17 protein-coding genes and 4 tRNA genes are annotated in these 17,446 nt (G+C 60.8%); 6 read left to right on the top strand and 15 right to left on the bottom strand.

Annotation, left to right across the window (positions count from 1 at the left end; all coding sequences use genetic code 11):
• Positions 1-157 precede the first annotated feature (157 nt).
• The 6 genes from rplA to AC02Y0_RS09910 form a co-directional block, all read right to left on the bottom strand.
• Positions 158-850, bottom strand: a complete 693-nt coding sequence (gene rplA / locus AC02Y0_RS09885) for a 50S ribosomal protein L1 (protein WP_476383683.1) — start codon at positions 848-850, stop codon at positions 158-160.
• Between the two features lie 2 nt (positions 851-852).
• Positions 853-1,284: a 50S ribosomal protein L11 gene (gene rplK, locus AC02Y0_RS09890; protein ID WP_006728786.1), complete on the bottom strand. Its 432-nt coding sequence runs from the start codon at positions 1,282-1,284 to the stop codon at positions 853-855.
• Between the two features lie 147 nt (positions 1,285-1,431).
• Entirely contained in the window at positions 1,432-1,962 is a 531-nt protein-coding gene (nusG, locus tag AC02Y0_RS09895; protein WP_102019757.1) for a transcription termination/antitermination protein NusG, read from the bottom strand.
• A gap of 16 nt (positions 1,963-1,978) precedes the next feature.
• Positions 1,979-2,179 (bottom strand): preprotein translocase subunit SecE, encoded by a 201-nt coding sequence (gene secE, locus AC02Y0_RS09900; RefSeq protein WP_102019756.1) that lies wholly within the window; start codon positions 2,177-2,179, stop codon positions 1,979-1,981.
• 180 nt (positions 2,180-2,359) lie between these two features.
• Positions 2,360-2,435: transfer RNA gene (locus AC02Y0_RS09905), tRNA-Trp, on the bottom strand.
• A gap of 118 nt (positions 2,436-2,553) precedes the next feature.
• Positions 2,554-3,195, bottom strand: coding sequence for a hypothetical protein (locus AC02Y0_RS09910; protein ID WP_476383684.1), 642 nt, complete (start codon positions 3,193-3,195; stop codon positions 2,554-2,556).
• 236 nt (positions 3,196-3,431) lie between these two features.
• Between AC02Y0_RS09910 and AC02Y0_RS09915 the strand changes: the two genes are divergently transcribed.
• Positions 3,432-3,806: a pentapeptide repeat-containing protein gene (locus AC02Y0_RS09915; RefSeq protein ID WP_102019754.1), complete on the top strand. Its 375-nt coding sequence runs from the start codon at positions 3,432-3,434 to the stop codon at positions 3,804-3,806.
• Positions 3,807-3,820: 14 nt separating this feature from the next.
• Here the strand turns inward: AC02Y0_RS09915 and AC02Y0_RS09920 are convergent, their stop codons facing one another.
• The 4 genes from AC02Y0_RS09920 to AC02Y0_RS09935 form a co-directional block, all read right to left on the bottom strand.
• Positions 3,821-4,357: a hypothetical protein gene (locus AC02Y0_RS09920; RefSeq protein WP_476383686.1), complete on the bottom strand. Its 537-nt coding sequence runs from the start codon at positions 4,355-4,357 to the stop codon at positions 3,821-3,823.
• Between the two features lie 67 nt (positions 4,358-4,424).
• Positions 4,425-5,600, bottom strand: a complete 1,176-nt coding sequence (tuf, locus tag AC02Y0_RS09925) for an elongation factor Tu (RefSeq protein ID WP_102019752.1) — start codon at positions 5,598-5,600, stop codon at positions 4,425-4,427.
• Between the two features lie 224 nt (positions 5,601-5,824).
• Positions 5,825-5,898 (bottom strand) — tRNA-Gly (locus AC02Y0_RS09930).
• 21 nt (positions 5,899-5,919) lie between these two features.
• Positions 5,920-6,004, bottom strand: a tRNA-Tyr gene (locus AC02Y0_RS09935).
• Between the two features lie 206 nt (positions 6,005-6,210).
• Here AC02Y0_RS09935 and rlmB point away from each other — a divergent pair.
• From rlmB to AC02Y0_RS09950, 3 genes are read left to right on the top strand one after another with little or no spacing between them, the layout of a single operon-like run.
• On the top strand, positions 6,211-7,092 hold the full coding sequence (gene rlmB, locus AC02Y0_RS09940; protein WP_102019751.1) for a 23S rRNA (guanosine(2251)-2'-O)-methyltransferase RlmB: 882 nt from the start codon (positions 6,211-6,213) through the stop codon (positions 7,090-7,092).
• Entirely contained in the window at positions 7,092-7,883 is a 792-nt protein-coding gene (locus tag AC02Y0_RS09945) for an HAD-IIB family hydrolase (protein WP_476383687.1), read from the top strand. Before rlmB ends, AC02Y0_RS09945 begins: the two co-directional genes overlap by 1 nt.
• A gap of 38 nt (positions 7,884-7,921) precedes the next feature.
• The gene (locus AC02Y0_RS09950; RefSeq protein WP_476383688.1) at positions 7,922-9,136 is read left to right on the top strand and encodes a glycosyltransferase family protein; all 1,215 of its coding nucleotides are present in this window, start codon (positions 7,922-7,924) and stop codon (positions 9,134-9,136) included.
• Positions 9,137-9,160: 24 nt separating this feature from the next.
• On the opposite strand, the gene AC02Y0_RS09955 is transcribed toward AC02Y0_RS09950, so the two are convergent.
• Positions 9,161-10,135 (bottom strand): MliC family protein, encoded by a 975-nt coding sequence (locus tag AC02Y0_RS09955; protein ID WP_476383689.1) that lies wholly within the window; start codon positions 10,133-10,135, stop codon positions 9,161-9,163.
• Positions 10,136-10,218: 83 nt separating this feature from the next.
• Positions 10,219-10,294, bottom strand: a tRNA-Thr gene (locus AC02Y0_RS09960).
• Positions 10,295-10,488: 194 nt separating this feature from the next.
• On the opposite strand from AC02Y0_RS09960, the gene AC02Y0_RS09965 reads away from it, so the two are divergent.
• Together AC02Y0_RS09965 and AC02Y0_RS09970 are read left to right on the top strand one after the other, a co-directional pair.
• On the top strand, positions 10,489-11,262 hold the full coding sequence (locus AC02Y0_RS09965) for an NAD kinase (protein ID WP_444558884.1): 774 nt from the start codon (positions 10,489-10,491) through the stop codon (positions 11,260-11,262).
• Between the two features lie 7 nt (positions 11,263-11,269).
• Positions 11,270-11,746, top strand: a complete 477-nt coding sequence (locus AC02Y0_RS09970) for a hypothetical protein (RefSeq protein WP_476383690.1) — start codon at positions 11,270-11,272, stop codon at positions 11,744-11,746.
• An 82-nt stretch (positions 11,747-11,828) separates the two neighbouring features.
• On the opposite strand, the gene prfB is transcribed toward AC02Y0_RS09970, so the two are convergent.
• From prfB to AC02Y0_RS09985, 3 genes are all read right to left on the bottom strand, one after another.
• Positions 11,829-12,957, bottom strand: a protein-coding gene (gene prfB, locus AC02Y0_RS09975; RefSeq protein WP_172450113.1) for a peptide chain release factor 2 whose coding sequence is annotated in 2 segments (ribosomal slippage) — positions 11,829-12,887 and positions 12,889-12,957 — 1,128 coding nt in all. Because the reading frame shifts where the segments join, the coding sequence is not laid out codon by codon here.
• Positions 12,958-13,062: 105 nt separating this feature from the next.
• The gene (locus AC02Y0_RS09980; RefSeq protein WP_476383691.1) at positions 13,063-15,516 is read right to left on the bottom strand and encodes a penicillin-binding protein 1A; all 2,454 of its coding nucleotides are present in this window, start codon (positions 15,514-15,516) and stop codon (positions 13,063-13,065) included.
• Positions 15,517-15,751: 235 nt separating this feature from the next.
• Complete coding sequence (locus AC02Y0_RS09985; protein ID WP_476383692.1) at positions 15,752-17,023, bottom strand: N-acetylmuramoyl-L-alanine amidase; 1,272 nt, start codon at positions 17,021-17,023, stop codon at positions 15,752-15,754.
• Between the last annotated feature and the right edge of the window lie 423 nt (positions 17,024-17,446).

Genomic DNA, 17,446 nt, shown 5'->3' on the forward strand with positions numbered 1-17,446 from the left:
TACCGGATCTCACCCGTCTCATGCAGGCAAATATTAAGGCCCTTCGGCCGCCCACAATCTCGGACAGGAGTGCCTGGCTTTTGACACCAGGCATTTCCGGCCCCGAAAGGCCGGAAACTTGGTCAGGCCGGAGTTTGCACTCCGGCCGAATTCATGATCAGGCGACCGTGGACGGGTCGATCTTGACGCCCGGGCCCATGGTCGAAGAGATCGCTACGCGCTTGACGTAGTTGCCCTTGGCGCCAGCCGGCTTTGCCTTGACGACGGCGTCAGCGAAAGCCTTGATGTTTTCTTCGAGCGCCTTGGCGTCGAAGGAAGCCTTGCCGATGCCGGCGTGGATGATACCAGCCTTCTCGACGCGGAACTCAACGGCACCGCCCTTGGAAGCCTTGACGGCGCCAGCGACGTCCATGGTGACCGTACCGACCTTCGGGTTCGGCATCATGCCACGCGGGCCGAGAACCTTACCGAGGCGACCGACGAGCGGCATCATGTCCGGGGTGGCGATGCAGCGATCGAAGTCGATCTTGCCGCCCTGGACGATTTCCAGCAGGTCTTCGGCGCCGACGATGTCTGCACCAGCAGCCTTGGCTTCATCAGCCTTGGCGCCACGTGCGAAGACGGCGACGCGAACGTCACGGCCGGTACCGTTCGGCAGGTTGACCACGCCGCGGACCATCTGGTCTGCGTGACGCGGGTCAACGCCGAGGTTCATGGCGATTTCGATCGTTTCGTCGAACTTGGCGACGGCACGTTCCTTGACCATCGAGATGGCGTCGGAGAGGGCGACCAGCTTGGTCGGGTCCACGCCTTCGCGGATCTTCTGAATACGCTTTGCTACCTTGGCCATGATCAACCTACCACTTCCAGGCCCATGGAGCGGGCAGAGCCCTCAACCATCAGCATTGCGCCCTCGATGTCGGCGGCGTTCAGATCCTTCATCTTGCCTTCGGCAATTGCGCGGACCTGCGCCTTGGTGATCGTACCGACCTTCGCACCCTTGCCCGGAGTCTTCGAGCCAGAGGTGATCTTTGCTTCCTTCTTCAGCCAGTAGGTGACCGGCGGCTGCTTCATTGCGAAGGTGAAGGACTTGTCCTGGTAATAGGTGATGACGACCGGGATCGGCATACCCTTTTCCATTTCCTGCGTGGCGGCGTTGAACGCCTTGCAGAATTCCATGATGTTAATGCCACGCTGACCAAGAGCCGGGCCGATCGGCGGGGACGGGTTAGCCGATCCTGCCTTGACCTGGAGCTTGAGCTGGCCTGCAACTTTCTTAGCCATTACTCTCTGCCTTTCATTTCAGACCGGTTGCCCGATCCCATATGCCAGCATTCGCTGGCGGCTGCGGTTGCGTGGTACGTCTGGACGGTCCGGCTTAGAGACCGCCATCCTCCCACGCGGGTCGGGGAGCTGCCTCCCCTTCTCCGATCAGACCTTCTCGACCTGACCGTATTCGAGTTCGACGGGGGTCGCACGACCGAAGATCGAGACCTCGACCTTGAGGCGCGAACGCTCTTCGTCCACATCCTGGACGATCCCGTTGAAGGAGGCGAAGGGACCGTCGGAGACGCGAACCTGTTCGCCGATTTCGAAGGATACGGAGGACTTCGGACGCTCTACGCCTTCCTGGACCTGGCCCAGGATGCGCTCAGCCTCGAAATCCGGGATCGGAACCGGCTTGTTGTCGGAACCGAGGAAGCCCGTAACCTTCGGGGTATTCTTGATCAGGTGGTAGGCTTCGTCGGTCAGGTTTGCCCGCACCATGACATAGCCTGGGAAGAACTTGCGTTCGCTATCCACCTTGCGGCCGCGACGAACCTCGACGACCTTTTCGGTCGGAACGAGGATCTTTTCGAAGAGATGATCAAGACCCTTCTGCTTGGCCTTGTGCTCGATGTCTTCCGCGACCTTCTTTTCAAAATTTGAATACGCGTGGACGATATACCAACGTGCCGCCATGTTCGTTCCCGCCCGATTAATTGCCGACGCTCAGCACGAGGCTGAGCAACCAGCTGATCAGCTGGTCCGCGCCGAAGAAGAACAGCGCAGCGAAAAACACCATCGCCAGGACCATGAGCGTCGAAATCATGGTCTCGCGACGCGAGGGCCACGTCACCTTGGACGTCTCGGAGCGAACCTGCTGCAGAAACGCGAATGGATTACCCTTGGATGCCATTTAATGCCCACGCATTTACGGCGCGTAAAGCCGACCTTGGTCAGCCCCACGCACCGCGTGTCTGTTTGAACCCTACATAGAGACCGTTTCCCCTTTTCACAAGAGGAAATGTTCTCCAGCACTTTTTCGGCTTTGCCAGATATTTACGCTCGTCGCGGCCCTAAAGCGCGCCGTGCGACTTGGCAGGGGCAGCCGGGCTTGAACCGACGACCTGCGGTTTTGGAGACCGCCGCTCTACCAACTGAGCTATACCCCTAAGCCTTACACCGGACAGAAACGCTCCCGTCCGAGGCATGACGCACCCTTTAAGGCGGGCGCGCCGGATTGGCAAGTGTCTTTTTTCGGCTTTTCACCACTGCCGTCAGTGACATCGCTTACCACTGGCGCTCGAAGCGCGCATTGAGGCGGGCGTTCGGCTTGTGGGCCAGATCAGACAGCGTCGCATTGAGCCGGATACCGGGGCGAAGGTTCTTTTCCAGGCCGACCTCCGCCCGAAATGGTGCCTTGTTGTCCATGAGAATGCCGCCGGTCACGATGGTGTCAATATCACTGAATGCCAGGCGCAGATCCTGCCTTGCCAGGAAGGCTGATTCTCCGTTGCTGCGTCGTCCGGCTTCGAATGTCCGGTTGAGCGACACGACCGCCGGCCCCTCGGCGGTGATGGTCCGAGACTGGCGCAACGCCGCCCGGGCAGCACCACTCACGAGATCAAGGCGGACACCGACGGACGCCGGCGCCACATCGCTCTTTCTGACGTCTACCTCGCCCCACAGACGCAGCGGCGGATGGACGGTCCCGGATTGGCTTCCCGTTGATAGGCGCAGATTTGATTCGGAGCCGAATCGCGGACGCCCGGGCAAGTCGAGCGCAAGGCCGGTGCGGATGCCGAGATCCTCCGGCGAGCCCGTGGCGCTCCAGACAAACGGGCTCTCCTCCGCCTTGGCCGCGGTCGAAGAAAGAGCGAGCGACATCAACAGGGAGATGCAGACAGCGGCGACTGGTGATTTCAGGGCCATGTTTTGCGGGTCCACAGAATGGAGCGCGGACTTGGCCACACTCGCGAATCACGATCGTTTCAGTGGTAACCACATCTGGACCGGACCAGAAGGACCGCTCCTGCATGGGAGCCATGCGGCGGCTCCGTCAGGAAATTCCCGACACGATCCGTGTTGAAAAATGGTCAGAGAGCCGCCGCTTGCCAGACTCTCCGCTTTGACTGATACTCGTCTGCGGCGCCCCGCGGAGGACAGACATGATCCGTATCAGCAATGCCGCCCTGCCCGGCTCGGAATTCGACGACAGTGACCTGACTGAAGCGCGCTTCACCGATGTGTCGTTGAAGGAGGCAGTGTTCAGCAATGTGGATCTCGGGCGCTGCCTGATCACCGATGCCAATGCCGACCAGATGGTCGTGCGCAACGTCGCCATGAACGCGGTGGTGATGGAAAATGTGGTGATGCATACCGCAAGCGTCACCCATGTGGATCTCAATGGCAGCACGATCCGCTTTGCGAGCCTTGCCGATACTTCGATCGCCGAATGCGATCTCACCGGAATGACGATCAATGGTTATCTGGTGACGGATCTGTTGCGGCTTGCAGAAGAGCAGCTCCTCGAAAGGGCGTGAGCTTCCCTCACCCATCAGACGAGACGGCTCACCTCATAACCGCGCTCTCGGTAGCGGTCCCTCATTTTTGCAAACATGGGGTAGAGTCGAGCGCCTCTCCTGAACCATGAAAGATAGAGTGTGGGATTGGCCAACCACCATCCGGGCTTCAACTGTCTGGACGCCTCTGCACGATCCCAGAACTCTTGATCAGGCACGCCTGTATAGGACACACCAGCGAGCCACGGTGTGATCAAGGGGTTATGTGCGGCAGTGAATTTCTGTCTGTATCTCAATGAGACATCGTCACCCGTCGAGCAAACCGCGACATCTCGCCCCTCGCCGAACTGGTCGGCTGTGCCGTCCAAAATGACACCATCATCAAGCATATTCCAGGAGTGGTAGAAGATCGGGCGGCCATCCGGCAATGCGTACACCCCATCAACCCGCCGCCAACCGAATTGATGCTCAATGAAGCAGGCCACCTCGTAACAGGCGCCCCAGCACCCGGCGCCCCTCATTTCGTGGCGAAAGCTCTGGATCGAATTGGTTTGCCCGGCGCTGATCTGCATCTTGATCCCTAACGAAAAAAGGCCCCGCTGTTTCCAGCGGGGCCTCATTATCCCTTGCGGGACAGTATTACTCGATGATCGAGGCGACGATGCCGGCGCCGACGGTACGGCCACCTTCGCGGATAGCGAAGCGCAGCTTTTCTTCCATCGCGATCGGAACGATCAGCTCAACAGCAACCGTGACGTTGTCGCCCGGCATAACCATTTCCGTGCCTTCCGGAAGCGACACGATACCGGTCACGTCCGTCGTGCGGAAGTAGAACTGCGGACGGTAGTTCGTGAAGAACGGCGTATGACGGCCGCCTTCTTCCTTCGTCAGGATGTAGGCTTCTGCCATGAACTTCTTGTGCGGCTTGACCGAACCCGGCTTGCACAGAACCTGACCACGCTCGACGTCGTCACGCTGAATACCACGAACCAGTGCGCCGATGTTGTCGCCGGCCTGGCCCTGGTCGAGCAGCTTGCGGAACATTTCAACGCCGGTAACCGTCGTCTTCTTGGTGTCGCGGATGCCGACGAATTCGACTTCTTCGCCAACCTTGACGATACCACGCTCAACGCGGCCGGTCACAACCGTACCACGGCCAGAGATCGAGAACACGTCTTCGATCGGCATCAGGAAGGGCTGGTCAACCGGACGCTCAGGCGTCGGGATGTAGTCGTCAACAGCGGCCATCAGCGCGCGAACTGCGTCTTCGCCGATTTCCTTGTTGCTGTCGTTCAGAGCAGCCAGAGCCGAGCCCTTGACGAACGGGATGTCGTCGCCGGGGAAGTCGTAGGACGACAGGAGTTCGCGAACTTCGAGTTCGACGAGTTCCAGAAGTTCCGCGTCGTCGACCTGGTCAACCTTGTTGAGGAAGACAACGATCGCGGGAACGCCAACCTGACGGGCGAGCAGGATGTGCTCGCGGGTCTGCGGCATCGGGCCGTCAGCAGCCGAGCAAACCAGGATCGCGCCGTCCATCTGGGCAGCACCGGTGATCATGTTCTTGACGTAGTCGGCGTGGCCGGGGCAGTCGACGTGGGCGTAGTGACGGTTGGCCGTCTCATACTCGACGTGTGCCGTCGAGATGGTGATGCCGCGTGCCTTTTCTTCCGGAGCTGCGTCGATCTGGTCGTAGGCCTTGAACTCACCGAAGTACTTGGTGATCGCTGCCGTCAGAGACGTCTTGCCGTGGTCGACGTGGCCGATCGTGCCGATGTTGACGTGCGGCTTGTTGCGCTCAAACTTACTCTTTGCCATTTGAATGCTTCCTGTGAACGAAACGGGGTTGCCCCGGCGAACCGGTTTGGTCCCGCCGTTTAAGGCTTTCATGCGCAATGCGCAAGCGTTAAATGACAAGCCTTCCGGAGGCCGAAATACAGGGTTTCCACAGCCGAATCCTGCCGCCGCGCAAAGCACTTCACGCAAGGAGAGGCAACGGTGGAAAACCGTTTAAAAATCAGATGTTAGGGCTGGAAGGTGTCTGGAGCGGGTAACGGGAATCGAACCCGTGTATTCAGCTTGGAAGGCTGCTGCTCTACCATTGAGCTATACCCGCATATTCAGATCCGAGGACGAATGGTGGAGAGAGTTGGATTTGAACCAACGTAGGCTGAGCCAACGGATTTACAGTCCGTCCCCTTTAACCACTCGGGCATCTCTCCATTCTTTCGTCCGGATCTGGCGACCAAGCTTTGTAGTCCAGACCAGAGTGCGTCGCCCCCTGATCTGCGGCGGGTATATGACGGCCCAACCGGCTCATGTCAACACGAAGTTTGACGAAAAATTCCGAAAAGTTTCATAGGCCCGACACACACGGGATTTTCCGCACAGGTCTATGCCCGCCCCTTGCCCATGGTTATAAGAGCGCATGGCCAAAGATCCGAAAATCGACAAAACCGCCCGTGACACCCATTATGCGACGCTGCGCCGACAGGTGCGCGATGCCAAGCGTGAGCGGGGCGAAATCCCCACTCCCGGGCCGCAGAAGCCGCGCAAGAGCAATGCTGACTGGACGCCGCCGAAGCTCGCGCCGGAGCAGGTTTTGCTCTACGGCCTGCACACCGTGCGCGCCGCTCTCGACAATCCCGAACGTAAGCTGATCAAGCTTTCGGCGACGCAAAATGCATTGGTGCGGCTTGAGATTCCATCTGTGGAAAACCTCGGCATTCCCTTCGAGACGGTGACACCGCAGGATCTCGACAAGATCCTCGGACCGGAAGCGATCCATCAGGGTGTCATGCTCGAGACGCGGCCCCTGCCCCCGCGCCGGCTTGAGGCACTGAAGGACAGCCCGCTGATCCTCGTGCTCGACCAGGTGACAGACCCGCACAATGTCGGCGCGATCATGCGCTCCGCGGTCGCCTTCGATGCAGGCGCCGTCATTACCACGCAACGGCATAGCCCGACGGAATCGGGTGTGCTGGCGAAATCTGCCTCGGGCGCGCTGGAACTGATCCCCTATATCCAGGTGACCAATCTCGCCGATGCGCTGAATGAGCTGCACAAGCTCGGTTTCTTCTCGGTCGGCCTTGATTCGGAAGGTCCGGCACCGATGGAAGGCACGCTGACAGGCGACCGCATTGCGCTGGTGCTGGGATCCGAGGGCAAGGGGCTGAGGCAGAAGACGCGGGAAACCGTCTCCGCCCTCGCCCGCCTCGACATGCCCGGTGCGATCAAGTCGCTCAACGTATCGAACGCCGCTGCGATCGCGCTCTATGCATCGCGCCAGCATCTGGCGACCAAGGGCTGATGAAGCTCGTCTTCACCGACCTCGACGGAACGCTGCTCGACCATGACAGCTATTCCTTCGAGGCGGCATGGCCGGCGCTTGACCTCCTGCAGTCACGGGGCATTCCCCTGATCCTGGCGAGCAGCAAGACGGAAGCCGAGATGCGTCCGATCGCGGAAGCGATCAGGATTTCCTATCCGATGATCGTGGAAAACGGCGCGGGCGTTGTCGGCCTTGGCAAAGACGATGCGCCTCACGATCGGCATTCGTCGAGTCCTTACAGCCACCTGCGTTCTTTTCTTAGGGAATTACCTAAGGAGCTCGGCGCCTGTTTCGAAGGCTTTGGCGACTGGGACGTTGCGCGTGTTTCCGAGGAGACGGGACTGCCACTCCGCGCAGCCGAACTCGCGCGCCAACGGCACTTTTCCGAGCCGGGGCGCTTTACCGGCACCGAGGCGCAGAGAGAGGCCTTTATCGGACTTCTTGACGCGCGGGGTCTCACAGCCGTTCAAGGCGGGCGCTTCTTCACCCTGATGCCTAAGACCTCGAAGGCCGAGCGCATGGCGGAGGTGGTCTCGCATTTTCAGCGCCAAGTGGCAGAACCTGTCCGCACCGTGGCGCTCGGCGATGCGCCGAATGATCTCGCCATGCTGGAAGCCGCCGATTGCGGCATCATCATCGCCAATCCCGCACACAAGGCCTTGCCGGTCACGGAACGGGAAAGACAGGGGGCGATCCTGCGCTCGGAACAATCCGGCCCGGAGGGCTGGAACATCATGATCCATCAACTCGTTGCCACGGGGTTTCTCTGAGCCGGCCGCAACCGGCGTCATCACGAAAGGACTAGAACATGGCGGATTTTCACCAGAATGGCGTGGTTGCCACCCTGCACAATCTCAGGGAGCGCTCGCTGGAACGGATGGAGAAGGAGCTCTCAGTCTTTTCGGCATCGCGACCGATCACGCTTATCCTGCCGTCGCTCTATTCCGAGCTCGAGGCCCCGGCCCTCGAGAACATTGTTTCCGAACTTTCCCAGGCGCCCTACATCGCGGAAATCGTCATCGGCCTCGACCAGGCGGATGAGGACCAGTTCCGGCGCGCCAAACAGTATTTCTCACGCCTGCCGCAGAAGCATACGATCCTCTGGCATGATGGGCCGCGGCTTCGCGCCGTGGACGAGAAGCTGAAGGCGGAGGACCTTTCGCCCGACCAGCCGGGCAAGGGGCGCAATGTCTGGTTCTGCATGGGTTATGTGCTGGCGTCCCGCCAGGCAGGCGTCGTGGCCCTTCATGACTGTGACATCACCACTTATTCGCGCGACATGCTGGCGCGGCTCGTCTATCCCGTCGCCAATCCGCGTTTTCCTTACGTCTTTTCCAAGGGCTACTACCCGCGCATTGCCGATCGGTCGCTGAATGGCCGGGTGACGCGGCTGTTGGTGACCCCGCTGCTGCTCAGCCTCGAAAAGGTTGTCGGTCACCATCCCTACATCGATTACCTCAAGGCCTTCCGCTATCCGCTGGCCGGCGAATTCGCCATGCAGACGCAGATCCTCTCCGACATCCGTATTCCATCGGACTGGGGGCTGGAGATCGGCGTGCTGTCGGAGCTGTGGCGCAATTATTCCAACCATTCGATCTGCCAGGTGGATATTGCTGACGCCTATGACCACAAGCACCAGCCGCTGTCGCCCGAAGATGCGGCCAAGGGCCTGTCGCGCATGTCTGTCGACATCACCAAGGCGCTGTATCGCAAGCTTGCGACCGATGGCGTGGTGTTCAGCCAGGATTCGTTCCGCACGCTGAAGGCGACCTATTACCGGACAGCACTGGATCTGGTGGAAACCTATTATCACGACGCGCGGATGAACGGGCTGACGACCGATCGCCACCGGGAAGAACAGGCGGTTGAGCTCTTCGCCGCCAATCTAATCGAGGCGGGTCAGGTCTATCTCGACAAGCCGAACGCCACACCCTTCATGCCGAGCTGGAACCGCGTGCAGAGCGCCCTGCCCGACCTGTTGCGCGACATCCAGGAGGCCGCGCGCCTCGACGCAGAGGATTGATTCTCGAGCCTTCCTGTCGCCCTGTCACATGGACGGGCGGCAGGTGAGTTCGCCGTCGACGGCGACAAGCGACGTACCGGTGGTCGAAAGCTTGCGCTCGACGGGGTAGTCGATGACGCTCGGCCAGGCCTCGATGTCCTTGGCTGCGTTCGGATCCGCGTCGATGGCCGGCTGGTAGGCGGCGCGGCAATCCGGCATGGCGCGATCGGGCTTGAGGCCAAGCTCCTGACGAATGGTTGCCGCGCAGGTATCTGCGGCAGCGATGAGCGAGCAGGACGCCGCGTAGGTGCGCCTGTAGCGCAGGGTGAGATCTTCGCCGACCAGCGTCAGGCCGGCAAACTCGCCAGCCACCACATCATCCATCAGGCGCGTCCCGGTGCGGGCATCATAGATCACGAACGGCAAGCCACCATTCCAGCCATCGGCACCGCGGAAGAAGGCGTAAGGGCCGACTGCGCCCCAGATATAGCCAGCCGTATCATCCTCGATCTTGCGATCGAGCGTGGGGTTGAGCTGGCATGGGCCTTCCGAGGAGGCGATGTAGAGACCGGCAGCTCCCTTTTCGCCGAGGTCGAGTTGCTTCAGGGCGAAATTCGGGTAGCGCAGACAGGTGAGCTTGCCCTTCATGTCGAAGCCGGTGTCCTTCTCGGCCAGTTCCACCTCGGCGCGTGTCGCGCGATCGAACTGTCCGGTGGCTTCTCCGGCATCGCGACAGGTGACGGGCGCCATACGGCCGACGGCGAACTGCAGTTCCTCGCCCTTGCCGCGCAATTCATAGCGACCGTCCGAATACCAGAAACCGCTGGCAGCGGTCTGCTGCGGAAGCGAGAACTTCAATCCATCGGGAAGCGTGACGTCTGCCGCCTTTTCGCTGAAGGTCACGGTCAGGGAGGTGCCGTCCTCACAGCTGTATTTGATGTTTGCCGCCCGGCTTTCCACCGGAAGGATCAAAACGGCTGTCGCGGCCAGAGCCAGGCCGGCCAAAATCGGTACGCGCATCGGGTCTCCCTCGGCTGTTGGCCGACCATGCCAAAGAATTGCCCGCAAGGACAATGGCAAATGCGATCAATTCTGATGAGAAGTGGTGCCCCCGGCAGGGTTCGAACCCGCGACCCCCTGATTACAAATCAGGTGCTCTACCAACTGAGCTACAAGGGCAGTGGCCGCTGTTTAGGCGGAAATCGATTTGCGGTAAAGCAAAAAATCAGCGCAAGGTTAGCGCAGATGGTGAATATCCACGCCTCTCCCAGGCTGATCACGCCACCGGGAGCCGAACCGTTTTGGGGGCGAAACGGCTTGTGGTTACAGGTAGATGTCATGTACCACTTGGCGACATTTCATCAGGGCTCGCCATGTCTCGCACGTTCCGGTCGCTCGCCTTCATCGCTTCCAACACGGACGAAGCCCAGGCTTCGTGCCAGGAACTGATTCGCCTCTACGGCCATACCGAACCGGCCGAGGCCGATGTGATCGTGGCGCTGGGCGGCGACGGCTTCATGCTGCAGACGCTGCATGACACGATGAACAGCGGCAAGCTGATCTACGGCATGAACCGGGGCTCGGTCGGCTTTCTGATGAACGAGTATTCGACGGACAATCTCACCGAGCGAATCGCGGTCGCTGTCGAGAATGATTTTCACCCGCTGAAAATGACCACCAGCAATGCCGATGGTTCGAGCTCGTTTGCGCTTGCGATCAACGAGGTCTCGGTGCTGCGGCAATCCTATCAGGCGGCAAAGCTGCGAGTGGTGATCGACGGCAAGGTGCGGCTCGAGGAGCTGATCTGTGACGGGCTGATGGTGGCAACACCCGTCGGTTCGACCGCCTATAACCTTTCCGCCCATGGGCCGATCCTGCCGCTGGAAGCACCGCTTCTCGCGCTCACGCCCGTCAGCGCCTTTCGTCCGCGCCGTTGGCGTGGAGCGCTGCTGCCGAACAAGGTGACGGTGGTGTTGGAAGTGCTTGAGCCGGAAAAGCGTCCGGTGAACGCGGTGGCGGATCATACGGAGGTCAAATCGGTTCTGAGGGTGGAGATTTCGCAGTCGGAGGAAACTACGGCACGCATCCTCTCCGACCCTGATCGATCCTGGTCCGACCGGATCATCGCCGAACAGTTTTCCGATTGAGGTTCTGATGAAGGTATTCAGCTCGGCCGCATTGCTGCTCTCGCTCATGCTCTCGTCTCCGGCGGTCGCAGACGAGATCGACCAATTGCCGCTGACGGCGACTTTCGTGATCAGCGGCGGCTATTGGGAATCGGGGCCCGAGGGCGTGGCCGGTGTCGAGACTGATGTCACGGCCGGCGAGCGCGGCTATTACAAGCTGGTCGCCATCCGCCAACCGGACCGGACGGCGCGCATTCATCTGCAGATGGTCGCCTCTGCCGAAAGCGGCTTGCGGCTTGTCGAGAGCGTGGAGCTCGAAGAATTAACCGCGCTCAAGCCGTACGTCACCGGCATTCGACCGGAAAGCATGACCGGGGTCTCCGGCACGCCCGGCTTTTTCGCCACCGTTTATCTCAAGACGACGCCAGACACCGACCGGGTCGAGGAATGGACCGTGTTGATCGACGAGCTCGGCGACATCAGGGTGGAACGGGCGAGCAACTGAACGGCTGCCCTGTCGACCGGATACAAAAAAGGCGGAGCGCCCGGCGCCCCGCCTTTTGTCATTCAAGAGCCGATCACTAACATCAGTCGATGTCTGAAACCTCGGAGGCCTTGCCGCTGATGCGGTGCGCAAGCGCTGCTTCCATGAACTCGTTGATTTCGCCGTTCAGTACGCTATCCGGATCCGTGCTTTCGACGCCTGTACGCAGATCCTTGACCAGCTGGTAGGGCTGCAGGACGTAGGAGCGGATCTGGTGACCCCAGCCGATATCCGTCTTGGAGGCGGCTTCGGCATTGGCGGCTTCTTCGCGCTTCTTCAGCTCGACCTCGTAGAGACGGGCACGCAGCATGTCCCAAGCCTTGGCACGGTTCTTGTGCTGCGAGCGTTCCTGCTGGCAGGCAACCGCGATGCCGGTCGGGATATGGGTGATACGCACGGCCGAGTCGGTCGTGTTGACGTGCTGGCCGCCGGCGCCCGACGAACGATAGGTATCGATGCGGCAGTCGCTTTCGTTGATCTCGATGTTGATCGAGTCATCGACAACCGGATAGACCCAGATCGACGAGAAGGACGTGTGACGGCGGGCGTTCGAGTCGTATGGCGAGATGCGGACCAGGCGGTGAACGCCGGATTCCGTCTTCATCCAGCCATAGGCATTGTGGCCCTTGACCAGAATGGTCGCGGACTTGATGCCGGCTTCTTCGCCGTCATGCACTTCCAGCACTTCCACCTTGAAGCCCGAGCGTTCGGCCCAGCGGGTATACATGCGCAGAAGCATGTTCGCCCAGTCCTGGCTCTCGGTGCCACCGGCGCCGGAGTGAACTTCGATATAGGTGTCGTTGCTGTCGGCTTCGCCAGACAGCATGGCCTCGACCTGGCGGCGAGCCGCCTCGGTCTTCAGCGCCTTCAGCTGGTCTTCGGCGTCCTTGACGACGCTTTCGTCGCCCTCTTCCTCACCCATCTCGATCAGCTCGATGTTGTCGTTCATCGCCTGTTCGAGACGCTTCACGCCAGCAATGCTGTCATCCAGCTGCTGGCGCTCGCGCATCAGCTTCTGGGCTTCCTGGGCATCATTCCAGAGGTTCGGGTCCTCTGCCTTGTTATTCAACCAGTCCAGTCGTCTTATCGCCTGGTCCCAGTCAAAGATGCCTCCTCAGCAGGCTTATGGCCTGCTTGATTTCGTCGACGACATTCTCGATTTCATTGCGCATGCGTTGCGTTCTCAACCTCTGAAACTGGTGAAAATCTGGCCCCTCGCATAGTTGCGCCCGGCTCTGATGTAAAGAGCCGGGCAGCGACTGATGGCAAGGAGGGGGTTAGAACAGGCCGCCGGAACCCGAGGTCACGGCCTGATTGGCCTGCGGCGAGTCGCGCAGGATCTCTTCCGGCGGCGCATAGCCGTCCATGCCGATGATCGAGAGCGTATCGGCCGGGCCGGTGCCGGGTTTGAAGGCTTCGATGATCGTGTCCTGCTCGCCCTCAAGAGCAAACATGCCGGTGGTGCGATTGACCGGGATGAAGCTCATGCCTTCCGGAACGAAGAACTTGCCCGGCGGCGTATTGGCGGTCGCCATCTGCATGAAGTCGTTGAAGACGGGGGCTGCAAGCGAGCCACCGGTCGAGCCACGGCCGAGCGGAGCCGGCGTGTCGAAGCCGATATAGACCCCGGCCACGAGATCCGGCGTGTAACCGACGAACCAGGCGTCCTTTTCGTCATTCGACGTGCCCGTCTTGCCAGCGACCGGACGGTCGAGCTTGATCTTGCCGGCAGCCGTTCCGCGCGTGACAACACCTTCCATCATCGAGGTGATCTGGTAGGCGGTCATCGGATCGAGAACCTGATCACGGTTGTCGACGACGAGAGGCTCTTCCTGGCCGTTGAAGGCCTCGGCGTTACAGGCCTCGCAGATCCGGTCTTCGTGGCGGAAGATGGTCTTGCCGTGACGGTCCTGAATACGGTCGATCAGCGTCGGCTTGATCTGCTTGCCGCCGTTGGCGAACACGGCATAGGCTGAAACCATGCGCAGCACGGTGGTTTCACCAGAGCCGAGCGACATGGCAAGCACCGGGTTCATCTTGTCGTAGATGCCGAAGCGTTCGGCATATTCCGCCACCAGGTTCATGCCCATGTCATTGGCAAGCCGAACCGTCATCAGGTTTCGCGACTTCTCGATGCCAAGACGCAGCGTCTGGGGACCGGCCGAGCCGCCGCCGTAGTTTTGCGGACGCCAGACCTGGCCGCCCGAGACAAACTCGACAGGAGCGTCGAGAATAACCGAAGCCGGGGTGTAGCCGGTGTCGAGCGCTGCCGCGTAGACGAAGGGCTTGAAGGACGAACCGGGCTGGCGCATGGCCTGGGTGGCGCGGTTGAACTCAGACTGTGAATAGGAGAAGCCACCGGCGAGCGCGAGTACGCGGCCGGTATGCGGGTCCATGGCGACGAGACCGCCCTGTACCTTCGGTAGCTGGCGCAGACGATAGGCGCTTGCACCTTCTTCCAGGGCTTCGACATAGACGACGTCACCCGGCGCGAGGACGCCTTCCGGCGACTTCGCAGATTTGCGGTCACCGGTTGCCGAGCGATAGGCCCATTCCATGTTGTCGGGTGCAATGCGACCACGGGCGCGTTCGGCAACCACCTTGCCGCCTGCTTCCTTGGCGGGCTGCAGGCCGATATCGACGCCATCTGCGGCCACGTCGAGGACGACGGCTACCTGCCACTCCGGCACATCGGCAAGTGCCGGGATTTCGGCGAGAGGAACGCCCCAGTCGCCTTCGACCGGGATCTGCTTGATCGGGCCGCGGAAACCACGACGCTGATCATAGGTCAGCAGTGCCGACTGCAAAGCCTTGCGGGCCGAGATCTGCATCTGCGGGTCGAGCGACGTGCGGACCGAGAGGCCACCTTCGTAAAGCGACTTGTCGCCATACTTCTCGATGATCTGGCGACGGACTTCTTCAGCAAAATAGTCGGAGGCGAAGAGTGACGAGCCGGAGCGGCGCAGATTGACGCCGAGCGGCTGCTTCTTGGCATCCTCGGCTTCTTCGCGGGCGACGAAGCCATTCTCCACCATGCGATCGATGACCCAGTTGCGGCGCTCGAGCGCTGCTTCGGTGCGACGGAAGGGATGATAGTTGTTCGGTCCCTTGGGCAGGGCCGCGAGATAAGCCGTCTCGGCAATCGTGAGTTCGGTGACCGACTTGTCGAAATAGGTGAGTGCCGCGCCCGCGATCCCATATGCGTTCAGGCCGAAGAAGATCTCGTTGAGATAGAGTTCGAGGATCTTGTCCTTCGAATAGGCCTGCTCGATGCGGAAGGACAGGATCGCTTCCTTGATCTTGCGGTCCATGGTCTGGTCCGACGACAGAAGGAAGTTCTTCGCCACCTGCTGGGTGATCGTCGAAGCACCGACCGGGCGGCGGCCGGAACCGAGGTTCTGGACGTTGACCAGGATGGCGCGACCGAGGCCGTAGATATCGACGCCCGGGTGGTTGTAGAAATTCTTGTCTTCGGCCGAGAGGAAGGCAGCCTTCACACGGTCCGGGATCGCCTGGATCGGCAGGAAGAGGCGGCGCTCGCGGGCGTATTCCGCGACCAGCGCGCCGTTGCCGGCGTGGATGCGCGTTGTCACCGGCGGCGAGTAGCTGGCCAGAACCTCATAATTCGGCAGGTCCTTGGTCACCCCGTTCAGATAGACGGCGACGACGGCCGCGACGCCGAGCGCCAGCACGGACGCCAATCCGAAGAGATATCCAATCAGTCTGATCATGTTTCCGCTACCGGCTCTGCTTCAGGTTTCGCGCGCCGCGACGAGCTTCGCACACCCTGTGGCGTTTTGCACGTCATGCCATGGTTGGCAAGTCATGCAGATTTCCTGCACATGCAGGACGATTCGACAATGCCCGGCCCGTGCGATCTTCCTGAATAACGGGCACAATGTGAGGAAAATAGGGCCGCCCGCCGCCGAAGCGCGGCTCGCTCACAGGTTCATTCCGGGGTGTGGCCTAACCGCCATTGGCGAGATCAGGCTGCCGATAGCGCTTGATCGCGTCGACCAGCAAACCGGCTACCTTCTCCCGCCAGACAGGATCGAGCAGCAGCTTCTCGTCGTCCTTGTTGGAGAGGAAACCGAGCTCGAGCAGCACCGAGGGCACATCGGGCGCCTGGAGCACGCGGAAGCCGGCATGACGGTGGGGATTGTTGATCAGCGAAATCTGGCCGTCGAAGGAGCCGACCACCGCCTGGGCCATGGCGATCGAGAAGGCCTGGGTCTCGCGCCGGGTCAGGTCGAGCAGGATGTCGCCGACCTCGGCTTCCGTTTCGGTCGGAAGCTCGACGCCACCGATCGTATCGGAGAAGTTTTCGCGCTCGGCGAGCTGGGCGGCCATATGGTCGGACGCCTTGTCGGAGATCGTGTAGACGGTAGCACCTCGGATATCGGCCTGGCGCAGCGTGTCGGCATGCAGCGAGATCAGGAGATCCGCGCCCTTCTGCCTTGCGATCAGGACCCGCTCGGACAACGACAGGAACTTGTCGGTGTCGCGCGTCATGACGGCGCGGATGCCGGGCAGGCCTTTGAGCTTTTCGTTGAGGATCTTGGCAAAGGCGAGCGTGATGTCTTTTTCCGACGCCTTGGTCGACGCCCCCGTGGCGCCGGCATCAATGCCGCCATGACCCGCATCGATCGCGATGACGAACTCGTCAGCCGCTGCTGCAGCGACGGGCACCGCGTCGGTCACGGCCGCGTCTGACGACTGCCCCGTCCAGGCCTGGCCGGACACGAGTGCTGCGAAATCCTGTTCGGGAACCAGCTCAGCATCGAGCACCAGTCGGTAGCCATCACCATTCTCGTTCGGCTTCACGTCTGCCGTCACAAGGCGTGCGGGACGGGCAGCCGTCAGGACGAGACGGGCGGAGGCCGCGTCCATTGATCCGTAGCGAATGTCGCTGAACAGGCCGGTGGCCTTCAGGTCGGCCTTGGCAAAGGCAAAGGCGGTCGCCGGCAGATCGACGACGATCCGGTCCGGATTGGCGATGTAACGGGTCTCGATGGTCGGTGGCCGGTCGAAGTCCAGAACGATGCGGGTGCGAGCTTCGTCACCGGCAATCCGCGCGCCAAAGGCGACCAGCCGGTCGGATGGCACGACGGCCGTCACGGCCCGGGCGAGATCGGGCACGACCGACAGGGGCGCCACGACAAACAGGCTCGTCGCCAGAACGATTCGGCTCCAGAGCGCGAGTTTTCGTCCCGCCGACCGCGCCAAAACTCTTCTCAAATCCTGCCCCCCGTCATGGTCGCAACAAAACTGTGACCTTAATCACAAGTCGCACAGTGCGCCATTTTCCCAGATTGTCCGCCGCATGCTTCGTTGTGCCGGCCCGATGGCTGTTAAAATTGCGGTTAACAACCGCTTTTTCCCTCGGAATCACACAGAGTGAAGCACTTCCCCTAATTCACTGCCATTATGGCATAAATCCGTTTGCTCTTGCTATTGTGACGTAGAAAACATACAAGGCAAACGAGGGATAAAAGTGCAAACGGGATAGAGTTTCCGCCTACGGCTGCCAACCTCAGACAATGGAATTGGCGCCTGTTCAACCGGACATTCATCTGCCGTCTCCGCATTTTTTCCTGAAACTGGTTCAACACGCCGGCAAGGGTCGGCACAGCATCGGTGGCTCTCCACCAAAAGCTCTTC

This window comes from Allorhizobium sp. nf9_anc (assembly GCF_056323085.1).

Bases quoted from the DNA above. Each gene is read 5' to 3' on its own strand.
- rplA (WP_476383683.1), bottom strand. From the start codon at position 850: ATGGCCAAGGTAGCAAAGCGTATTCAGAAGATCCGCGAAGGCGTGGAC.
- rplK (WP_006728786.1), bottom strand. From the start codon at position 1,284: ATGGCTAAGAAAGTTGCAGGCCAGCTCAAGCTCCAGGTCAAGGCAGGA.
- nusG (WP_102019757.1), bottom strand. From the start codon at position 1,962: ATGGCGGCACGTTGGTATATCGTCCACGCGTATTCAAATTTTGAAAAG.
- secE (WP_102019756.1), bottom strand. From the start codon at position 2,179: ATGGCATCCAAGGGTAATCCATTCGCGTTTCTGCAGCAGGTTCGCTCC.
- AC02Y0_RS09910 (WP_476383684.1), bottom strand. From the start codon at position 3,195: ATGGCCCTGAAATCACCAGTCGCCGCTGTCTGCATCTCCCTGTTGATG.
- AC02Y0_RS09915 (WP_102019754.1), top strand. From the start codon at position 3,432: ATGATCCGTATCAGCAATGCCGCCCTGCCCGGCTCGGAATTCGACGAC.
- AC02Y0_RS09920 (WP_476383686.1), bottom strand. From the start codon at position 4,357: ATGCAGATCAGCGCCGGGCAAACCAATTCGATCCAGAGCTTTCGCCAC.
- tuf (WP_102019752.1), bottom strand. From the start codon at position 5,600: ATGGCAAAGAGTAAGTTTGAGCGCAACAAGCCGCACGTCAACATCGGC.
- rlmB (WP_102019751.1), top strand. From the start codon at position 6,211: ATGGCCAAAGATCCGAAAATCGACAAAACCGCCCGTGACACCCATTAT.
- AC02Y0_RS09945 (WP_476383687.1), top strand. From the start codon at position 7,092: ATGAAGCTCGTCTTCACCGACCTCGACGGAACGCTGCTCGACCATGAC.
- AC02Y0_RS09950 (WP_476383688.1), top strand. From the start codon at position 7,922: ATGGCGGATTTTCACCAGAATGGCGTGGTTGCCACCCTGCACAATCTC.
- AC02Y0_RS09955 (WP_476383689.1), bottom strand. From the start codon at position 10,135: ATGCGCGTACCGATTTTGGCCGGCCTGGCTCTGGCCGCGACAGCCGTT.
- AC02Y0_RS09965 (WP_444558884.1), top strand. From the start codon at position 10,489: ATGTCTCGCACGTTCCGGTCGCTCGCCTTCATCGCTTCCAACACGGAC.
- AC02Y0_RS09970 (WP_476383690.1), top strand. From the start codon at position 11,270: ATGAAGGTATTCAGCTCGGCCGCATTGCTGCTCTCGCTCATGCTCTCG.
- AC02Y0_RS09980 (WP_476383691.1), bottom strand. From the start codon at position 15,516: ATGATCAGACTGATTGGATATCTCTTCGGATTGGCGTCCGTGCTGGCG.